Source organism: Pseudoblastomonas marina (assembly GCF_034374265.1).
GTDB classification, from domain to species: domain Bacteria; phylum Pseudomonadota; class Alphaproteobacteria; order Sphingomonadales; family Sphingomonadaceae; genus Alteriqipengyuania_A; species Alteriqipengyuania_A marina.
On the sequence record NZ_CP139718.1, the window covers coordinates 1,814,787 to 1,833,520 of the forward strand.

Sequence of the window (18,734 nt, forward strand, 5' to 3'; positions counted from 1 at the left end):
GCCATGACCGATTATCCCTCGCTCCATCTCCTGATCGGCGGCGACAAGCTGGGAACCGACGGGCGCGAAACGCGCGACGTGATCGACCCGGCCACCGAGGAAGTGATCGGCCAGCTGCCCTGCGCCTCGAAGGACGATCTCGACCGCGCGCTCGACCATGCGGCGAAGGGTTTTCGCATCTGGCGTGACACGCCGGCCGACAAGCGCGCCGCGATCCTGCGCAAGGGTGCCGAGCTGATCCGCGAGCGCGCCGACGACATCGCGCAGATTCTCACCCGCGAACAGGGCAAGCCGGTGGCCGAAGCCAAGGGCGAGACGCTCTATGCTGCGAACCTGATCGAATTCTATGCCGGCGAATGCCAGCGCATCTACGGCCGCACGCTGGTGCGCCCCGACGGGCAGAGCGCACGGGTCGAATACGAGCCGGTCGGCCCGGTCGCCGCCTTCGCGCCGTGGAACTTCCCCTCGCTCAATGTCGCGCGCAAGATCGGCGGACCGCTTGCCGCGGGCTGTTCGGTGATCGTCAAGCCCGACGAGGAAACCCCTGCCGCGGGCCTCGCGATCTGTCAGGCGATGATCGATGCCGGGGTCCCCGGCGAAGCATGCCAGGTGGTGTTCGGCGTGCCCGACGATATCAGCCGCCACCTGCTCGGCTCGCCGGTGATCAAGAAACTGAGCTTCACCGGCTCGACCGCGGTCGGCAAGCATCTCGCCGCGCTCGCCGCGCAGGACCTGAAGAAGGCGACGATGGAGCTCGGCGGCCACGGCCCCGTGCTGGTGTTCGACGACATGGATGTCGACCACGTGCTCGACAAGATGGTGCCGACCAAGTTCCGCAATGCCGGGCAGGTCTGCGTCAGCCCCACGCGCTTCATCGTGCAGGATTCGATCTACGAGCAGTTCCGCGACGGATTCGCCGCGCGCGCCAAGGCGATCGAGGTCGGCAACGGGTTCGACCAAGACACGCAAATGGGCCCGATGGCCAATGCCCGCCGCCCCGACGCGATCGAGGCGATGATCGCCGATGCGCGCGACAAGGGCGCAAAGGTGCTCGCGGGCGGCGAGCGGATCGGCAACCAGGGCTTCTTCTATGCCCCCTCGGTGCTCGCCGACGTCCCGATCGAGGCCGAGATCATGAACGAGGAGCCGTTCGGGCCGGTCGCGATGATCAATCGCTATGACGGCGAAGCAGCCATGCTCGAAGAGGCCAACCGCCTGCAATACGGCCTCGCCGCCTATGCCTGGACCAATGACAAGGCCCGTCGCCAGCGGCTCGTACGCGAGATCGAGGCCGGCATGGTCGCATTGAACCATACAGCGGTCAGCGCGGTCGACGCCCCGTTCGGCGGGGTCAAATGGTCGGGTTATGGCAGCGAGGACGGCCACGAGGGCGTGATGGCGTGCATGGTCCCCAAAACCATCCACGAAACGCTCTAGTTCAGGACGTTGATTGCCTCTCGCACCCGCGCCTCGACCTCGTCGCGCGGGAGACCGGGGGGGATGATCTCGCCGAAGCGGATGGTGATCGTGCCGCTGCGTTTCCAGCCGCGGTGGTAGAGCGGCCCACTGTTCACCGCCATCGGCACCACCGGCACGCCGAGCATCTTGTAGAGACCGGCGAAGCCCGACTGCAGCTTCGGCTTCGCGCCGTGCGGCACGCGACTGCCTTCGGGGAAGATCGCGAGCACGCGATCCTGCGCGGCATAGGCCTTCCCGTCGGTGATCATCCGGCGCAGCATCTTCGCGCCCTGCTCGCGGTGGACCGCAACCGCGCCCCACCGCGTCGCGGCGGGGCCCCAACCCGGGATGCGCCACAATTCGGCCTTGGCGAAGGGCACGGGCCTGTCGAGCAGTGCGGGCAGGTGGATCGCCTCGAAAAAGCTTTCGTGCTTGCTTGCGACCAGGTGGCCGCCCGCCGGGGCATTGCCCTCGACCACGATCCGGATCCCGAGCAAATTGCGTACGCACCAGTGATGCCAGTCGGACCACGCCTGGACCGCACCGGTCGCGCCGCGCAGGCGCAGAAGCGAAGCGATCCCGGCCCAGCCGATCAGCGGAAAGCTGCCGCCGTAGAAGGCGATGGCGAAAGCGATGTTGCGGAGGATGGTGACCGGTCCGGGCATGGCGCTACTCCCACAGTCCGGCGAGACGCCGCGCGAGCAGCTTGTGATATTCGAGAAACAGCATGCCGAAGGTCGGATCGGTCGGCACCGCATCCTCGAGGATCACCACCTTGCCGCCGGTCGCGCGTTCGAGATCAAGCGCGGTGCGACGGATATGCCAGTCCGAGGTGACGAGACGGACCGAGCGAAATTCCTTCTCTTCCAGCCACTTTGCCGCTTCGCGGGCGTTGGACTTGGTATCGACCGAAACGAAATCGAGCGTCACGCAGCATTCCATCAGCGCTTCCTCGACCCCGAAGCCCTCGGCGAATTCGGGCGGGCGCACTTCGCGATCGACCCCGGCGACGAACATCGCCTGCGCCTTGTCCTCGCGCAGCAATTCGAGTCCGCGATCGATCCGCCCGCCGCCGCCGGTCGGGACAACGATCGCATCGGTCTGAGTATCGGCGGCCGGTTGCGGCAGGACAATCGCGAACCACACGAAGCCGAGCGCCCACAGCAGCGCGACGACGGCGGCCGAACGGCGGACGATCTGGCCGAAACTCACAGCATCTTCCCCAGCGCACGCATGACCGAGAAGCGCGCCGTCGCCATTGCCAGGAACACGCCGACGATGGGCACGGCGGCGAGCGCCAGCCAGTCGTTCCATTCGAGGGTCGCCTGGCCGGCGAGCCCGTCACCCAGCCCGGCGAAGCGCAGGCCCAGCGCGAGGATCGTCAACAGCGCCACTGCCAGCCCGATCGCTCCGCCTCCGGCCGCGTCGAGCGCGATCGAGCGCTGGAAAACGCGGGCGATCTGGCCATCGGTCCCGCCGAGCATGTGCACCACCTCGATCGTGTCGCGGTGCGCGTTGATCGCGGTGCGCGCCGCCAGCAACACGGCCGCCGATGTCGCCGCGGCGAGCATCACGATGAGCGCAAGCGCCATCCAGCGCAGCGATTCGACCGCATCGAACACCGGTCCGAGCCAGCTCGCCTGCGCATCGACCCGTGCGTCGGGCGCGAGCGGCGCGATCACCTGTTCGATCCGGTCGATGGCGGCGCTGCTCGGTTCGCCGCGCAGGCGGATATCGACCATGGCAGGGATCGGGACGTTGCCACCTTCGACCGCTTCCTCGCCCAGCCACGGCTCGACCAGCGCATCGAGTTCTTCCTGCGGCACGCGCTGAACCGAGACGACCCCGGCGAGGCCCTGCAATGCGGGCAGCAGCAATTCGACCTGTCGGCTCCGCTCGCTCTCGTCGGGCTCGAGCACCTGGACCGTGACCCCGCCCTCGATCGAGGCCGAGGTGCTCTCAGCCATGTTGCCGAGCGCCAGCGCACCCGCCGCGGCGACCACGGTGATCGCCACCATGATCGCGATCAGCCACGGCATCGGCCCGCTCATCCGCGCCTGCGGAACCATCGCGGTATCGCCCGAGGCACCGAGCGGGCGCCAGCCGCGCCGGACGCTGTCCTTGACCACCGGTGGGGTGGATTTTCCCTTGGCGCCGCTCATGCCGAAAGGCCCTTGCGCGGAGGATAGCGCAGGGCGCCGGTCGGGTCCGAAAGCTTGCCCTTGTCGAGGCGCATGATGAGCGAGTCGGGCACATTGCGCAACAAATGGAGATCGTGGGTCGCGACCACCACCGCGGTGCCGAGGCGCCCCAGCGCCTCGAACAGCCGCATGAGCTTGACCGCCATGTCGGGATCGACATTGCCGGTCGGTTCGTCGGCCACCAGCATGTCGGGCCGCCCGATGACCGCGCGCGCGATCGCCACGCGCTGCTGCTCCCCGCCCGACAGGGTAGCGGGTCGCGCATCGACCCGATCAGCGAGCCCAACCCATTCGAGCATATCGCCGACCGGCTTGCGCAGATCCTTTTCCGCCACGCCCGCCACCCGCAGTGGCAGCGCGACATTGTCGAAGGCGGAGAGGTGCTGGAGCAGGCGAAAATTCTGGAAGACCGTGCCGATCCGGCGCCGATAGCCCGGCAGCCGGTCGCGCGGCAGCGTGATCGCGTCCTGCCCGAACATCGAGATTGCCCCGCGCGAGGGGCGCTGGGCGAGGTAGAGCAGCTTGAGCAGCGAGGTCTTGCCCGCGCCGCTCGCCCCGGTGAGGAAGTAGAATCGGCCCGGATAGAGCGAGAACGAAACGTCGCTCAGCACTTCCTTGCCCGTCCCGTAGCGCAACCCGACATTGTCGAAGCGAACGATCTCATCTTCGCTGGCCGTGGTCATGGGGCTTTCGAGGCTCTTTTCTCGTTCTGGCGCGCTGCGCCCGGTCGATAGGGGCTATAGCGATGCCTCCATGTGGAAAAAAGGCCCGCATGCGCGCGTTTGCACGGGCGCGAACTTGCGGCGCCGTGCGCGTTGTGCGTAAGCCCCTAGGGATGATTATTGCCTGTCCGGCCTGCAACACGCGCTATGCCGTCCCCGACAGCGCCATCGGCGTGGACGGTCGGACCGTGCGTTGCGCGAAGTGCAAGCACAGCTGGTTCCAGGACGGTCCGCCGGTCGAGCGACTGACCGATGCACCGGCTCCGGCTCCGCCCCCTCCCCCACCGCCCGCGCCCCAGACTCGGTCCCAGCGCGCGCCCGAAGGTGCGTCCGAGACCGCACCGGCGCGCCGGACACCCATGGCCGGGCTCGCAGCCGAAGGCGTCGAGCGTCCCGTCGCGCGCGACCACGTGCCGCCGCCTGCACCGACGTCCGCCCCGGTGCCGCCGTCCGAGCCGGCACCGGAGCAGGGCAACGAACCGGTCCCACCGCCGCCGGTCGCCGATCCGGTCCCCGAGCGGTTCGACGAGGACGATCACGGCGAACCGCCGGTCGGCCACGACATCCCCGCGCACGATCACGGTTCATACGACGAGGAAGATGTCGAAACCGGATCGAGCTTCGCGCACGAACCGCCCTTCCGCCCGCGCCGCAACTGGACGCGGATCTGGACGATCGGCGCGGTCGCCTTCGCGCTTGCCGCGCTCGGTGTGTTCGGGGCGCTGCAATATTTCGGCATGCCCGACTGGTTGCCTGGCAACCGCCCGACCTTCGTCCAGGCACCGCCCGATCTCGTGCTCGAATTCCCGCCCGACCGGCAGGACCGGCGCACACTGCCCAACGGGATCGAATATTTCGAGACCAGCGGGACGGTAACCAATGTCGGCACCGAGACCCGGCGCCTGCCCCCGATCAAGATCGTGCTGCGCGATTCGCGCGAGCGGATCGTTTACGAAACGCAGATCGTCCCCCCGGTGGGCGAGCTCGCCCCGGGCGAAAGCGTGACCGTGAACGAGGCGATCGTCGACGTGCCGACCAGCGCGAAATTCACCGAATTCGGATGGGCGGCGTTCTGACGCTGAGAAAATTCGCGCGAATGCAATCAAACCGCACGGATGCGCTTGCGGCCCCGCCAAACCGGTGTTAATGGCGCGCGCCTACCGAGCAGGCCCGCTCCTTCGATAGCGGGCCTTGTCATGTCTAGAGTGCGGTCGTGGCGGAACTGGTAGACGCGCAACGTTGAGGTCGTTGTGGGTGAATAACCCGTGGAAGTTCGAGTCTTCTCGACCGCACCAGACATTTCGGTTCCAGCCACAATCGATCGATTCGAGGCAGTACCGGCCGGCGCATACGCGCGATCGCTGTCAGGCGACCTTGCGACTGTATTCGGCGGTGATCGTGCGGATATCGTCGAAGGTCATCGGTTTTCCGATCAGGTAACCCTGCGCGATGTCGCACCCGGCCGAGCGGAGGAATTCGAGGCACTCGGCGTGCTCGACGCCTTCGGCGACGACGGTCAGGCCGAGTTCGTGCGCCAGCTGGATCGTCGACCGCACGAGCATGGCATCGCTGACCTCCTTGTGGGCATGCTGGACGAAGCTCCGATCGATCTTCAGTTCGGACAGCGGCATCGTCTTGAGGTAGGAGAGGCTCGATTGCCCGGTGCCGTAATCGTCGATCGAAATGGCGATGCCGAGCGCGCGCAAGCGATGGAGCGCAGCGGTCGATTCCTCGGGATCGTCGAGCGTCGCGCTTTCGGTGATTTCGAAAACCAACCTGTCCCGCGGGATGCCACTGGTCGATACCAGCTGTTCGATTTCCCGGATGAAGGACCTCGAGGATAGCAGCCGCGCCGAAATATTGACGGCGGCGCGCAGCACGATCCCCTCGTCGCACCAGGCCATCAGCGCGTCGATCGACTTGCGCAGGACGTAAATCGTCAGCGAATCGATCCGGTTGGATTTCTCGGCCAGCGGGATGAAGTGGCCGGGAGCGAGGAAACCGCGGGTCGGATGCTGCCAGCGCACCAATGCCTCGACGCTTGCGATCTCGTTCGACCCCAGATCGAGTTGCGGCTGGAACCAGACCTGCAACTCCTCGCGTTCGATCGCACCTTCCAGCTCGCCGAGTAGCGAAACGCGGCGTTCCATGTTTTCCTGTTCGGTGTCGGCGTGGAAGGAGACGGTCCGTTTCTGGGTCGCCGCCACGCGCGCCGCGTGGATCGCTTCGTTGAGCGCATCTTTCGATGCCACCCCGAAGGTCAGGTCGGTATCGACCGCCCGGTTATCGATATACATCGGCGCGCGCAGGAGCTTTGCCAGCTTTGCCAGCTCCTGATCGGGATCGTAGCCAAGGGCCGAAACCGTCCATGCGAGCACTCGCTCCTCGACCCGGAAGATACACACCGATGCATCGTGCTCAGTGACACGGTCGGCCATGCGCCGGATCAGCGTATCGCTCCCATCCTCACCGAGAACGGCGCGCAGGGCCTCGTAATTGTCGAGTGCCATGGCGATCGTGAGGCGTTCCTCGTCGATCCCGGGGCGCTGTACGAACGCGCGACGATTTTGCAGGTCGGTGCCGGGGTCGTAGAGACGCCGATGCTGGAAATCGTGGTGGAGATGTCGTGCGATGATCATTCCGGTAACCGCGATTACGCATACCAGCGCCGGCACGATATCAGCCGCGATCCGCGACACCGCCTGCAAGCAGAACCCGGCGACCATCAACGACACGGTGATCGTGCCGCCCCTCGCGGCAGCCAGTGCGGAAGTCTGGGCACCGAGGATCCACACCGAGATCAAAGCCGCAAACGCCAGTGGCAGGATCCAGCCGATTTCGACGAAGCGTCCCGCCAGCAGCGTTTCGACACCCAGCGCCTGGACGACCGCCCCCGGAATGACGCCATGAAGCGGCACGGGGTAACGATCGAACAGCTCGATCGCGGTCGCGCCGATGATGACGTCCTTGCCGCGCAACTCGTCGGGATCGAACCGGCCACGCTCGATCTTGACGAAGCTGTGGCGGGGAATCGTGGCCGGATCCACCGACAGGTCCAGCGCGAAGATTTCGTCGACCGCGCCATTCGCGCCCGAACTGGCAGCCGCGAGCGACGGCCGCGGTATGTCGCCGGTAACCGCCCCCATCGGCAGCGAACGCACGAAGCCGTCGGCATCGGGCCGCATCATGACCGAAGCGAGGCTGACCGAGCGCCTCAGCGGCTCGATCGGCAGTGCTTCGAGCGCGCGGCGATCGTTCGCGCTCGCGGCCTGGGAAAAGGTCGGCAGGTAAACGGGGGTCTTGGCGCGTTCGAGCGCGGCGGCAAAGGCAGCGTCGTCACCCGCCGCCGATGGCGAGGAGAAGTCGATATCGAAGGCAATCGATCGCACGCCCGCCTCGTCGAGGCGCTTGACCACGTTCGCGTAATGCTGGCGCGGCCATGGCCAGCGATTGACTGCTGCCAGGCTGGCGGCATCGATCTCGACGACGTGGACCTGGCCACTGGCCTCGCGGGGCGACCACTCGTGGATCGCTTCGCGCCACTGCTGCTCGAGCGTGACATGCAGCCCGCTGACGGCGAATAGCGCCGCCGCGGCAATGCCCGTCAGGAAAGCGGAAAAAGCGAACAGGAACCGCATGGGCGCGTCAGGCTGTGCTGGCTGACACGACACAGTGGATCACCGGCTCAGACCGGCGCATCGCCGCCCCCGAAACCGGCAGGCTTGCCATTGCCGGGACCGTTGCCCGGCCCGCCACCGTTTCCGCCACCGTTGCCATTGCCGTTGCCCGGCTCCTCAGGGTCGAGGCCGCCGTTCTCGGGATCGACACCCTGGCCCGGATCTCCTCCGGCCGGATCGACTCCTTGGCCGGGATCCTCGCCGCCATTGCCCGGATCGGACCCGGGCCCTTGCCCTGGATTACCATTGTCGGGCGCACCGCCACCATTTCCGGCGCCACCGCCGTTGCCGTTGCCGGCTCCACCACCGTTGCCGGTGCCTGCGCCGCCGCCATTGCCGTTACCGGCTCCGCCGCCATTGCCGCTACCGGCACCGCCGCCATTGCCGTTGCCTGCGCCGCCGCCATTGCCGTTGCCAGCACCGCCGCCATTGCCACTGCCTGCGCCGCCACCATTTCCGGCGCCACCGCCGTTGCCGGCTCCACCACCGTTGCCGCTGCCTGCGCCGCCGCCATTGCCGTTGCCAGCACCGCCGCCATTGCCGCTACCGGCACCGCCGCCATTACCGCTACCGGCACCGCCGCCATTACCGTTGCCGGCACCGCCGCCATTGCCACTGCCTGCACCGCCGCCATTGCCGTTGCCAGCACCGCCGCCATTGCCACTGCCTGCGCCGCCGCCATTGCCGTTGCCGGCACCGCCGCCATTGCCGTTGTCGGCACCGCCGCCATTACCGCCAGCGTTGCTGCGGGCTGCTGCCGCCACGATATTGCCCGCGAGCGATCCGATTTCACCCTGGATAAAGCCGCCGGAAACCTCGTCGAGATCGACCGGGCCGCTGCCGATCGCCCCGCCGATTTCCTGCGACGCACCGCCGGGGTTCGGAACCGGCACCTTGACCGTGCCGCCCTGGGGTTGGCCGGCGCCGCGATTGGGCGAATCGATGATTTTCTGCCCGTCGCCCTCGACCACGAGCCGCAGGCGGTCGTTCGCGCTGACCATCGCCACCACGCCCGGCAGGACGAGGTCCTTTGCCCCGCCATCCTCGGTCGCCACTTCGACCGCGCCTTCGGTCACCTGCACCGAGGCCCCTTCGGCACCGACGGTGACGGTGAAGGTCGTACCCTTCACCACCGCGGCGAGATACGGCGTGCCGACACCGAAATGCGGATCCTTCTGCTTGTCGATCCGGAACAGCGCACGCCCCCAGTCCTGCACCACCTGGATCACCGAGCGCGATTCGCTCCCGTCGGCGATGCGAATGCGCGTATTGGGCCGGATCGTGACGAACTGCCGCTCGCGCACGATGATCGCATTGCCGCCATTGCGCGCCTCGATCGAATCGCCTGGATCGAGCTTGGTGCCGCGACGCGCCGCACGCTCACCACTGTCGTCCTTGATCACGACCTGGCCTTCGACTTCGCTCACGGTCCAGGGGCCGGACTGGGCAAACGCACTCGTACTGCTCAAGAGAACAGCGATCGGTGCAAGAACGATGGTTGTTCGTTTATGGCGCATAGTACAATCCCTTCAGCCGTCCCGAATAGGACAGGGCATCTTTCACCCAGACAAAGGATGTTGGTTAAAAACGGGTAACTTCGAATACTAATATTAAGCATTTGGTTATGGCGACCCGTTAATGAGCGCAGCCAGGGAGGTCGCACTTGATGCGCGCAAAACTCATCGCTGCGACCGTTGCGTTCGGGCTCGTCGGATTGCGCCCTGCCCACGCGCAGGATGCGCAGGAACGGATCGATCCCACCCAGCTCGAAGAGCGCGATGAAGAGGACACGCCCAGCGAGTCGGCCCCGATCTACATCGAGCCGGAATCGGTGCTGCCGGTCGCCGTCGGCACCAAGCAGTACGATGTCGGCGCCATCGTGATCGACGGAAATTCGGCCCTGTCCGACGAGGCCTTCCTCGACATCATCGAAGCCTACAGCGCCCGCACGCTCACCGAATCCGAGATCGCCGCGCTGGCCGATGCGGTCGCGCGGCGCGCGCGCGAACGCGGATACGTCCTCGCTACCGCCACCATCGCACCGCAATCGCTTTCTCCCGGCGTGTTGCGCGTGACGCTCAAGGAAGGCTCGGTCGACGAGATCCGCGTGGTGGGCGTCGATCCGGACGCGATCTATTCGCAACTGAAGCCCTTGGTCGGCAGCGGCCCGGTCACCCTGCCCGAACTCGAACGCAGGGTGCTCATCGCCGGCGACGTATCGGGGGTGGTCATCCGCTCGACCCGGCTCGAGCGCGAAGGCGACCGCAACGTCCTGTTGGTAAACGCGACGCGTGAAAAAGCCTCGGCCTCGGCTTCACTCCGCAATGACGGGACCGAGGCGATCGGGCCATTCCGCGCGCGGATCGACGCCGATTTCAACGGCCTGCTCGCCGCGACCGACGAAGTCGATCTCACCCTTTCCACGTCGGTGCTAGAGCCCGGGGAATTGCAATACCTGGCCGCCCGTTACGCCGGGACGGTCTCCCCCGACGGGCTCCAGCTCGCCCTGTCCGGCTCTTATTCGGCGACCCGGCCCGGGGCTTTCCTGCGCGATCGCGAAATCCTTGGCGAATCGTGGCGGGCGGAATTGCGCGCGCGCTATCCAATGTTGCGGTCGCGCCGGGCGAGCATGTGGCTCGAAGGCGAATTCCAGGTCCGCGACCTGCGTCAGGACCGCGCCGGGATCCGGGTCCAGCACGATCGGCTCGCGGTGGTTCGCGCAGGCGCCTTCGGCACCGCCGAACTCGGTGGCGGACGCCTGCGCGGGCGCCTTACGCTGGCGCGCGGCCTCGATATCCTCGGGGCAACGCAGGCGGGGGACCCGCTCGCTTCGCGCAGCGACGCGTCGGGCCAGTTCACCCTCGCCGAAGCATGGCTTTGGTACCGCCGCCCGCTTGGCGGCAATTTCGGGCTCGAGCTGTCCGCGCGCGGACAGGTGTCGAGCGATCCGCTGCTGATCACGGAAGATATCGGCCTCGGCGGCCCGTATTACTTGCGCGCCTACAATTACAACGAACGCTCGGGAGACGAAGGCGTCATGGGCTATGCCGAGCTGCAATATTACCTGGACAAGCCGGTCGACTTCGTCAGCGGCATGCAGTTTTATGGCTTCGTCGACGGCGGCGTGGTCAGCGACATCGGCACCGCCGTGAACAACGGCTCGCTGTTCTCGGCCGGCGGCGGTGTGCGCGTCGACATCACCCGCAGGCTCGATGTCGATCTCGAGCTGGCGGTCCCGCTATCAGGGCCGCGCTTCGACAGCGACGGGTCGACGCCCAAGGTCAATCTGAGCGTCTCGCAGGATTTCTAGGCGCGCGCCCGCAGCGCCAGCAGCGCAAAGCTCGCGAGCCAGTGTTCGCCCATGTAATCGCCGGTCACATGCGGCAGCGCGGCCTCGAGATGGCGCTGCGCGGTCACCTCGTCACCCAGTTCGCGCCACGCCCATGCGCGGCTGAGGTTGAGTCCGTCGAGATGGGCGATCTTGCCGTCGGTGCGATCGCTGACCGTGGCGGGCGTGAACAGGGTCGGCGGAAGGTGCGCGGAGCGTCGGGGGAGAAGCGCAGTGAACCACGGCGCGAATTCCTCGGGCGACAGCGTGCGCTTCATCAGCAATGCCTCCGCGAGGGTCGGCGAAAGGAACTCGTCGCCGCCCGGTTCCCAGGCCTGCGAATCGCGATCCTGATCGAACCAGCCGCGCGCGGTCCGGCGGATCGTGTCCGCGAGTTCCTCGTCGAACCGGTCGGCCCACTCGATCGCAAGCGTCAGCGCGAAGGCAGAGTTCGGGTGTGCGCCGGTGCGGATCGGATAGGTGAGCACGCCGAGATAGGCCTTGAATCCCTCGCCGAAATACCGCGCAAGCGGCTCAACCCGTGTCGCCCAGTCGCGATCCTCGTGCCGCGTCGCCTCGAGGTGGAGGTAAAGCAGCCACGCCCAGCCATAGGGACGTTCGAACCCGCGCGAGGCGGGGCGCTGCGCATAAGCGAGTTCGACCGCCAGCTTTTCCTTGGTGAAGGTGGCTTCGGCGAGCAAGGCGATATGGCTCGCCTCCGGCATGTCCGGATAGAGCCGCCGCAGCGTCAGCAGCGTCCACCAGCCATGCACGCAGGAATGCCAGTCATAACTGCCGAAGAAACACGGATGGAGCGTGCGAGGGGAGAGGACATCCTCGTCGCCTTCCATAACGTGGTCGAGCTTGTGCGGATATTCGCGCGCGACGTGGCCGAGCGCGGCTTTCGCGAAACGGCGGGCGATTTCCTCGGTCAGTTCCATAGCAGGAATGCCCCCACATAGATGATCACCACGTTACAGACCCAGAGCGGGATCGCGGTGCCCACTTGCTGGCGGATCACCCCGTTCTGGTCCTTCAGTTCCAGCAATGCGGCCGGGACGATGTTGAAATTCGCCGCCATCGGGGTGAGCAGCGTGCCGCAGAAGCCCGCCAGCATCCCGACCGCGCCGATCGTCGCGGGATTGCCCCCATATTCGACGATCAGAAGCGGTATCCCGATCGCCGCCGCCATCACCGGGAAGGCGGCGAAGGCATTGCCCATGATCATCGTGAACACCGCCATGCCGAGCGCGAAAACGACCACCGCGACGAACACGCTGCCGTCGGGGATGATCGTGCCTGCAAGGCTGCCGATCACGTCGCCCACGCCCGCAAGCGCGAACACCGCGCCCAGCGCGGCGAGCATCTGCGGGAGGATCGCGGCCCAGCCGATCGAATCGAGCAGCCGTCGCCCCTCCTCCATCGGCGCGAGCGCGGGCGGGCGCAGCCATGCGATCCCCGCCGCCAGCGCGAACAGCACGCCGATCGCGAACAGCAGCAGCGTCTCGCGCCGCTCCTCGAACAAGCCGGTATCGCCGAACGGCGTGTAATTGTAGGCCAACGTGCCGATCACCGCGGTCAGCGGCACGACCAGCGCGGGCAGGAACAGCTTGTTGCCAAGCAGTTTGGAAAAGTTCTGGCGCTCGGCGGGCGCGGTTGTCGCCGGATCGCTACGCTTCAATCCGCCCATGCCCGCAACCGCCACCAGCGCGAGCACGATCAGCCCGTTGACGAAATCGGAGACATGGCTGCCGACCAGGAAACTAAGCGCGAGCAGGCCCCAGAAGGCGGCATTGCCGAAGCGGCGATCGCGCAGGCTCAGAAGCGACCAGCCGACGAAGAAGATCCCGGCAAGGATATAGAGCCATTCGTAGGTGATCATTTGGCCGCCCTCCCCAGTCGCTTGTCGAAGGCGAGGATGCGGCCTCCATGGATCAGGAAGGCGCAGATCGCAGTCGGGATCGCCCACACTGCCAGTTCGAGTGGGGTGAGTTTATAGCCGTATCCTTCGAGCACGCCCTGAATCAGCAGGATCGAGGCGATGGCGAAGAAGATGTCCTCGCCGAAGAACAGCCCGACATTGTCGGTCGCCGCCGACATCGCCTTGACCTTCTCGCGCTCTTCCTCGGGCAGGTCGCCGTGGGTCTTGACCGCCGCGGCCTCGGCCATTGGTGCCACGAGCGGGCGCACCGCCTGCGGGTGTCCGCCGATATCTTTCATCCCGATCGCCGCGGTGATCTGGCGGAAGCCGAGATAGAAGACGAGCAATTTGCCCATCGTCGCCCCGCGCAGATTTTCGATCACCGCGCGGGCGCGTTCCTGCAGGCCGTACCGTTCGAGCAGGCCGATCACCGGCAGGATGATCCAGGTGACCGAGATATAGCGATTGTCGTTGAACGCCGATCCCAACGCTTCGACCACCGAAACGAGGTCGAGCCCCGCCAGCACCCCCGTCGCGACGGCCGCGCCGACCACCACCAGCAGCGGGTTGAAGCGCAGGGCGAACCCGATCACGACGATCGCGATGCCCAGCAACGGCCAGTAGTTCATGTGTCGCTTCTCCCGAAACCGCCGCCACCCGGCGTCAGCACCACGAATGTATCGCCCGGCTGCATCTGCGCCGAGCCGGTCGCGCCCAGATCCTCGCGCGCACCGTCCTTGCGCTCGACCCAGTTTTTGCCCGGCAGCGCATCCTCGCCACCTTCGAGCCCGCGCGGGGCGATCTTGCGGCGATTGGCGAGCATGTTGGCGCGCATCTCTTCGAGGAAGGTGACGCGGCGGACCACGCCATCGCCGCCACTATGCGCTCCCTTGCCGCCCGAGCCACGCCGGATCGCGAACTCCTCGAGCCGCACCGGCAGGCGCGTTTCGAGGATTTCGGGATCGGTGAGGCGCGAATTGGTCATGTGGGTCTGCACCGCACTGGTTCCGTCATGGTCCGGCCCCGCGCCCGATCCGCCCGCGATCGTCTCGTAATACTGGTGCCGTTGGTTGCCGAAGGTGAAGTTGTTCATCGTCCCCTGGCTTGGCGCGAGCCCCTTGCAGGCGGCGAACAGGCAATCGGTGACGACCTGGCTGGTCTCGACATTGCCCGCGACCACCGCGGCGGGCGGGACGGGGTTGAGCATCGACCCATCCGGAACGACCAGTTCGACCGGGCGCAGGCAACCGTCGTTCATCGGGATAGGATCGTCGATAAGCGTGCGCAGGACGTAGAGCGCGGCAGCGCGGGTGATCGATCGCGGTGCGTTGAAATTGTCGTCGCGCTGGTCGGAGGTCCCGGTGAAATCGAAGACGGCGGAGCGGTTTTCGCGATCGATCCGGATAGCAACCTTCACCACCGCGCCACTGTCCATTTCATAGGCGAAACTGCCATCCTCGAGCCGGTCGAGTAACCCGCGCACGCTTTCCTCGGCGTTGGCGAGGACATGGCCCATATAGGCGGCGAAGACATCCGCTCCGTGTTCGACCGCCGAGCCGGTCAGCAATTCGGCACCTCGCGTGCAGGCGGCCAGCTGCGCGCGCAGGTCGGAAATATTGCGATCGGGCGCCCGGGCCGGATACTCGCCGCTCGCCAGTACGTCGCGCACCCCGGCCTCACGAAACCGGCCTTCGTCGGCGAGCAGGAAATTGTCGATCAGCACGCCTTCCTCGTCGATTGTGCGGCTTTCGGGCGGCATCGATCCGGGGGCAATCCCGCCGATATCGGCATGATGCCCGCGCGCAGCAACGAATGCGTCGGGCGCCTCGCTCTCGTCAGAATAGAATACCGGCACGATCACCGTGACGTCGGGCAGGTGCGTCCCTCCGCGATAGGGATCGTTGAGGCAATAGGCGTCGCCTCGCTTCATCCCGCGCCCGTCGGCGGGCTTGCCGTCCGCACCCTGTCCGCGCGCCTCGATTACCCGGCGGATCGAATCCCCCATGCTGCCGAGATGCACCGGGATATGCGGCGCATTGGCGATCAGCGCGCCTTCGGCATCGAAGATCGCGCAGGAAAAATCGAGCCGTTCCTTGATGTTGACCGAGGTCGCGGTCGACTGGAGCACTAGTCCCATTTCCTCGGCGATCACCATGAAGAGATTGTTGAAGATCTCGAGCCGGACCGGATCGACCGTGGTGCCTTCGGCACGGCGCGTGGGCCGCGCCTCGACGCGCTTCAAGACCAGCGAGCCTTCCTCGGCCAACTGTCCCTCCCAGCCAGGCTCGACCACGGTGGTGGAGCCCGGATCGATCACCAGCGCGGGGCCGGCGATCGCCGCGCCGTCGTTCAGCGCCGCGCGCTCGACCGTTTGCCACTCGCCGCTCGCCTCGCCCGCGACCGCGACCGGTTCGGGCGCGATGCCGGCGAGCCCGCCGACGGTGCCGCTCGCCTCGACGCTGAGCGCCTCGACGATGATCGCGGCCGCGTCGTCGGACCAACCGAAACGGTGGCGGTGCTCGCGCCGGAACTGCGCGTCCATCGTCGCCGGATCGCCGCAATCAAGCGTCAGCGTGCTGTCGCTCCCGGCGAAACGGAGTTGCGCGCGCGGCGACAATTCGATGGCTTCTTCGTCGATATCCTGGTCGAGCAGCGCCTGCCGCGCTTCGTCCTGCAACCGGTCGAGCGCCTCGCCGAAGCCATCGGCCAGCGGCACCACCATGCTGCGTTCGCGGATCGCCTTCACCGGGGCAAGCCCGATGCCGTAGGCCGAGAGCAGGCTGGCGAGCGGGTGGACGAGCACGGTGTCCATGCCGAGCTCGTCTGCGATGCGGCAGGCATGCTGCCCGCCCGCCCCGCCGAAACAGGCGAGCGCGTATGTCGTGACGTCATGACCGCGCGCGACCGAGATCTTGCGGATCGCATTGGCCATGTTGTCGATCGCGATCGCGAGGAATCCTTCGGCGATCTCGTCCAACGACATCGGCTCGGGCAGGCTTTCGGCGACCTCCTGCAAGCGTGCATGCGCCGCCGCCGCGTCGAGTGGGCCGTCGCCGTTCGGGCCGAACACGCGCGGGAAGAAGGCCGGGTCGATCCGCCCGAGCACGAGGTTGCAGTCGGTGACCGTCAGCGGGCCGCCCTTGCCGTAGCAGGCCGGGCCCGGATCGGCGCCTGCGCTTTCGGGACCGACGCGGAAGCGCGCACCGTCGAACCGGCAGACCGAGCCGCCGCCCGCCGCAACGGTGTGGATCTGCATCGCCGGGGCGGCGATGCGCACCCCCGCGATTACCTCGTCGCCGGTGAGTTCGTATTGCCCCGCATAGTGGCAGACATCGGTACTGGTGCCGCCCATGTCGAAGCCGATCAGACGCTCGTGCCCCAGCGGCTCGCACGCCGCGACCATGCCGACCACGCCGCCCGCGGGGCCCGAAAGGATCGCGTCCTTGCCGCGAAAGCTCTGCGCTTCGGCGAGGCCGCCATTCGACTGCATGAAGGACAGCCGCTCATGATCGGGTAGGTTGGCCCGCAGTCCTTCGACATAGCGGTCCAAGACAGGTGAAAGATAGGCGTCGACCACGGTCGTATCACCGCGCGGAACCAGCTTGATCAGCGGCGCGACTTCGTGCCCGGCGCTGACCTGGCCGAAACCCAGTTCGCGCGCGATTTCCGCGACGCGCCGTTCGTGCGCCGGGTATTTCCAGCCATGCATGAAGATCACCGCGAGCGCGTCGAACCCCGCCTCGCGCAGTTCCTGCAATTGCGCGCGCACCGCATCCTCGTCGAGCGCCTGCAAGACCTCGCCGTCGACACTGACCCGCTCGTCGATCTCGACCACGCGTTCGGGCAATTGTTCGGGCAGGACGATATGGCGCGCGAAGATTTCAGGGCGCGCTTGCGTGCCGATCCGCAGCGCGTCGCCGAAGCCCCTTGTGATCGCCAGCGCGAGCCGCTCGCCCTTGCGTTCGAGCAGCGCATTGGTGGCGACGGTCGTGCCGATCCGCACCTCGGCGATCGGTCCTTCGCAGTGTTCGGCAAGCAGGCGCGACACTGCCTCGCTCGCCGCGTCGTCGTAACGCCCCGGATCCTCGGACAGCAATTTGTGGGTGACGAGCCTGCCATCGGGCGTCGTCGCCACGACATCGGTGAAAGTTCCGCCGCGATCGATCGCGAAGCGCCAGCCTGCCTTTGGATCACTCATGCCCGCTCGGTCGCACGAACCGGGAAACCCCGCAAGTTCAGTCGGGCAATCGCGCTGAACACGTGTCGAAGCGCGTCAGCCGATCACACCGTCATCGCGCGCCTTCCCGATCCGCGCGTCGTCCCAGCCGATCTCGCGCAGGATCGCTACGCCATCCGCGCCGACCTCGGGCCCCGGTTGCGGGGTATCGGTCGCGGTCGCGGAATAGCGCGGCGCGGGCGCTGGCTGGGTGTCGCCGCCGACCTCGACGAAGGTACCGCGCGCCTTGTTATGCGGGTGCTTGGGGGCCTCGCCCATCGACAGGACCGGGGCGAAGCAGACGTCGGTATGCTCCATCAGGTCGCACCATTCCTTGCGCGTACGGGTGCGGAACAGGCTGGTCAGCTTGGCCTTGAGCGAGCCCCAGGCGGCAGGATCGTGCTGGCGGTCGAATTCGGGATCGTCCTCCAGCCCCGCAAGCCGCCGCAACTCGGCGTAGAATTGCGGTTCGATCGATCCGATCGAGATGTATTCTCCGTCGCTGCATTGATAGGTGTCGTAATAATGCGTGCCGGTGTCGAGTGCGTTGGTCCCGCGCGTGTCCGACCAAACGCCGGCATTGCGCATGCCCCAGATCATGCCCATCAGCAGCGCGGAGCCGTCGGTCATCGCGGCGTCGATCACCTGACCTTCTCCCCCGCGCGCGACGTGCAGCAGTGCACTGACCATGCCGTAGGCGAGCATCATACCGCCGCCGCCGAAATCGCCCACCATGTTGATCGGCGGGGTCGGCTTCTCGCCCGCGCGGCCATAGTGATAGAGCGCACCCGCCAGCGCGATGTAATTGATGTCGTGCCCGGCCGCCTGCGCATAGGGGCCGTCCTGCCCCCAGCCGGTCATGCGCCCGTAGACGAGGTTGGGATTGTCCTTCAGCAGCACGTCGGGCCCGAGCCCGAGCCGTTCCATCACGCCGGGGCGATAGCCTTCGATCAGCCCGTCGGCGGACCGGCACAATTCGCGCACGACTGCGCGGCCCTCTTCGCTCTTCACGTCGACCGCGATCGAACGCCGCCCGCGCGCCAGCACGTCGCGCTGTGCCATCACTCTCGCGCCCGCTCCGGGGCGTTCGACCCGGATCACCTCGGCACCGTGATCGGCCAGCATCATGCCCGCGAACGGACCCGGGCCGATCCCGGCCATCTCGACGATGCGCAATCCTGCAAGCGGTCCGGCCACGCTACCCTCCCCGT

General features: G+C 66.9%; 14 protein-coding genes and 1 tRNA gene. 4 read left to right on the forward strand and 11 right to left on the reverse strand.

Going from position 1 to position 18,734, the window contains the following annotated elements:
* Positions 1-3 precede the first annotated feature (3 nt).
* On the forward strand, positions 4-1,437 hold the full coding sequence (locus T8S45_RS09040; RefSeq protein ID WP_322293470.1) for an NAD-dependent succinate-semialdehyde dehydrogenase: 1,434 nt from the start codon (positions 4-6) through the stop codon (positions 1,435-1,437).
* Here the strand turns inward: T8S45_RS09040 and T8S45_RS09045 are convergent.
* From T8S45_RS09045 to ftsE, 4 genes are read right to left on the reverse strand one after another with little or no spacing between them, the layout of a single operon-like run.
* Positions 1,434-2,123 (reverse strand): lysophospholipid acyltransferase family protein, encoded by a 690-nt coding sequence (locus T8S45_RS09045; protein ID WP_322293471.1) that lies wholly within the window; start codon positions 2,121-2,123, stop codon positions 1,434-1,436. The genes T8S45_RS09040 and T8S45_RS09045 overlap by 4 nt on opposite strands.
* Before the next feature lie 4 nt (positions 2,124-2,127).
* The gene (locus tag T8S45_RS09050; protein WP_322295210.1) at positions 2,128-2,655 is read right to left on the reverse strand and encodes a YdcF family protein; all 528 of its coding nucleotides are present in this window, start codon (positions 2,653-2,655) and stop codon (positions 2,128-2,130) included.
* 11 nt (positions 2,656-2,666) lie between these two features.
* Positions 2,667-3,620 carry a cell division protein FtsX gene (locus tag T8S45_RS09055; RefSeq protein WP_322293472.1) on the reverse strand — a complete coding sequence of 318 codons (954 nt, stop codon included), beginning with the start codon at positions 3,618-3,620 and terminating at the stop codon, positions 2,667-2,669.
* Entirely contained in the window at positions 3,617-4,342 is a 726-nt protein-coding gene (gene ftsE / locus T8S45_RS09060; RefSeq protein WP_322293473.1) for a cell division ATP-binding protein FtsE, read from the reverse strand. The genes T8S45_RS09055 and ftsE overlap by 4 nt, the downstream gene beginning before the upstream one ends.
* Before the next feature lie 152 nt (positions 4,343-4,494).
* Here ftsE and T8S45_RS09065 point away from each other — a divergent pair, with 152 nt between their 5' ends.
* On the forward strand, positions 4,495-5,457 hold the full coding sequence (locus T8S45_RS09065; protein ID WP_322293474.1) for an MJ0042-type zinc finger domain-containing protein: 963 nt from the start codon (positions 4,495-4,497) through the stop codon (positions 5,455-5,457).
* Between the two features lie 131 nt (positions 5,458-5,588).
* Positions 5,589-5,676, forward strand: a tRNA-Leu gene (locus T8S45_RS09070).
* 69 nt (positions 5,677-5,745) lie between these two features.
* Here T8S45_RS09070 and T8S45_RS09075 read toward each other — a convergent pair.
* Positions 5,746-8,019: a putative bifunctional diguanylate cyclase/phosphodiesterase gene (locus T8S45_RS09075; RefSeq protein WP_322293475.1), complete on the reverse strand. Its 2,274-nt coding sequence runs from the start codon at positions 8,017-8,019 to the stop codon at positions 5,746-5,748.
* A 47-nt stretch (positions 8,020-8,066) separates the two neighbouring features.
* Positions 8,067-9,527, reverse strand: coding sequence for a FecR domain-containing protein (locus T8S45_RS09080; RefSeq protein ID WP_322293476.1), 1,461 nt, complete (start codon positions 9,525-9,527; stop codon positions 8,067-8,069).
* A gap of 197 nt (positions 9,528-9,724) precedes the next feature.
* Between T8S45_RS09080 and T8S45_RS09085 the strand changes: the two genes are divergently transcribed.
* The gene (locus T8S45_RS09085) at positions 9,725-11,368 is read left to right on the forward strand and encodes a ShlB/FhaC/HecB family hemolysin secretion/activation protein (RefSeq protein ID WP_322293477.1); all 1,644 of its coding nucleotides are present in this window, start codon (positions 9,725-9,727) and stop codon (positions 11,366-11,368) included.
* Here the strand turns inward: T8S45_RS09085 and T8S45_RS09090 are convergent.
* From T8S45_RS09090 to T8S45_RS09110, 5 genes are all read right to left on the reverse strand, one after another.
* Positions 11,365-12,327, reverse strand: coding sequence for a DUF2891 domain-containing protein (locus tag T8S45_RS09090; RefSeq protein ID WP_322293478.1), 963 nt, complete (start codon positions 12,325-12,327; stop codon positions 11,365-11,367). The genes T8S45_RS09085 and T8S45_RS09090 overlap by 4 nt on opposite strands.
* Entirely contained in the window at positions 12,318-13,268 is a 951-nt protein-coding gene (locus T8S45_RS09095) for a DUF979 domain-containing protein (RefSeq protein WP_322293479.1), read from the reverse strand. The genes T8S45_RS09090 and T8S45_RS09095 overlap by 10 nt, the downstream gene beginning before the upstream one ends.
* A complete protein-coding gene (locus tag T8S45_RS09100) occupies positions 13,265-13,936 on the reverse strand; it encodes a DUF969 domain-containing protein (RefSeq protein WP_322293480.1) in 672 nt (223 codons plus the stop codon). The genes T8S45_RS09095 and T8S45_RS09100 overlap by 4 nt, the downstream gene beginning before the upstream one ends.
* Entirely contained in the window at positions 13,933-17,505 is a 3,573-nt protein-coding gene (locus T8S45_RS09105; RefSeq protein ID WP_322293481.1) for a hydantoinase B/oxoprolinase family protein, read from the reverse strand. Before T8S45_RS09105 ends, T8S45_RS09100 begins: the two co-directional genes overlap by 4 nt.
* 75 nt (positions 17,506-17,580) lie before the next feature.
* Positions 17,581-18,720, reverse strand: coding sequence for a CaiB/BaiF CoA transferase family protein (locus tag T8S45_RS09110; protein ID WP_322293482.1), 1,140 nt, complete (start codon positions 18,718-18,720; stop codon positions 17,581-17,583).
* Positions 18,721-18,734: the final 14 nt, after the last annotated feature.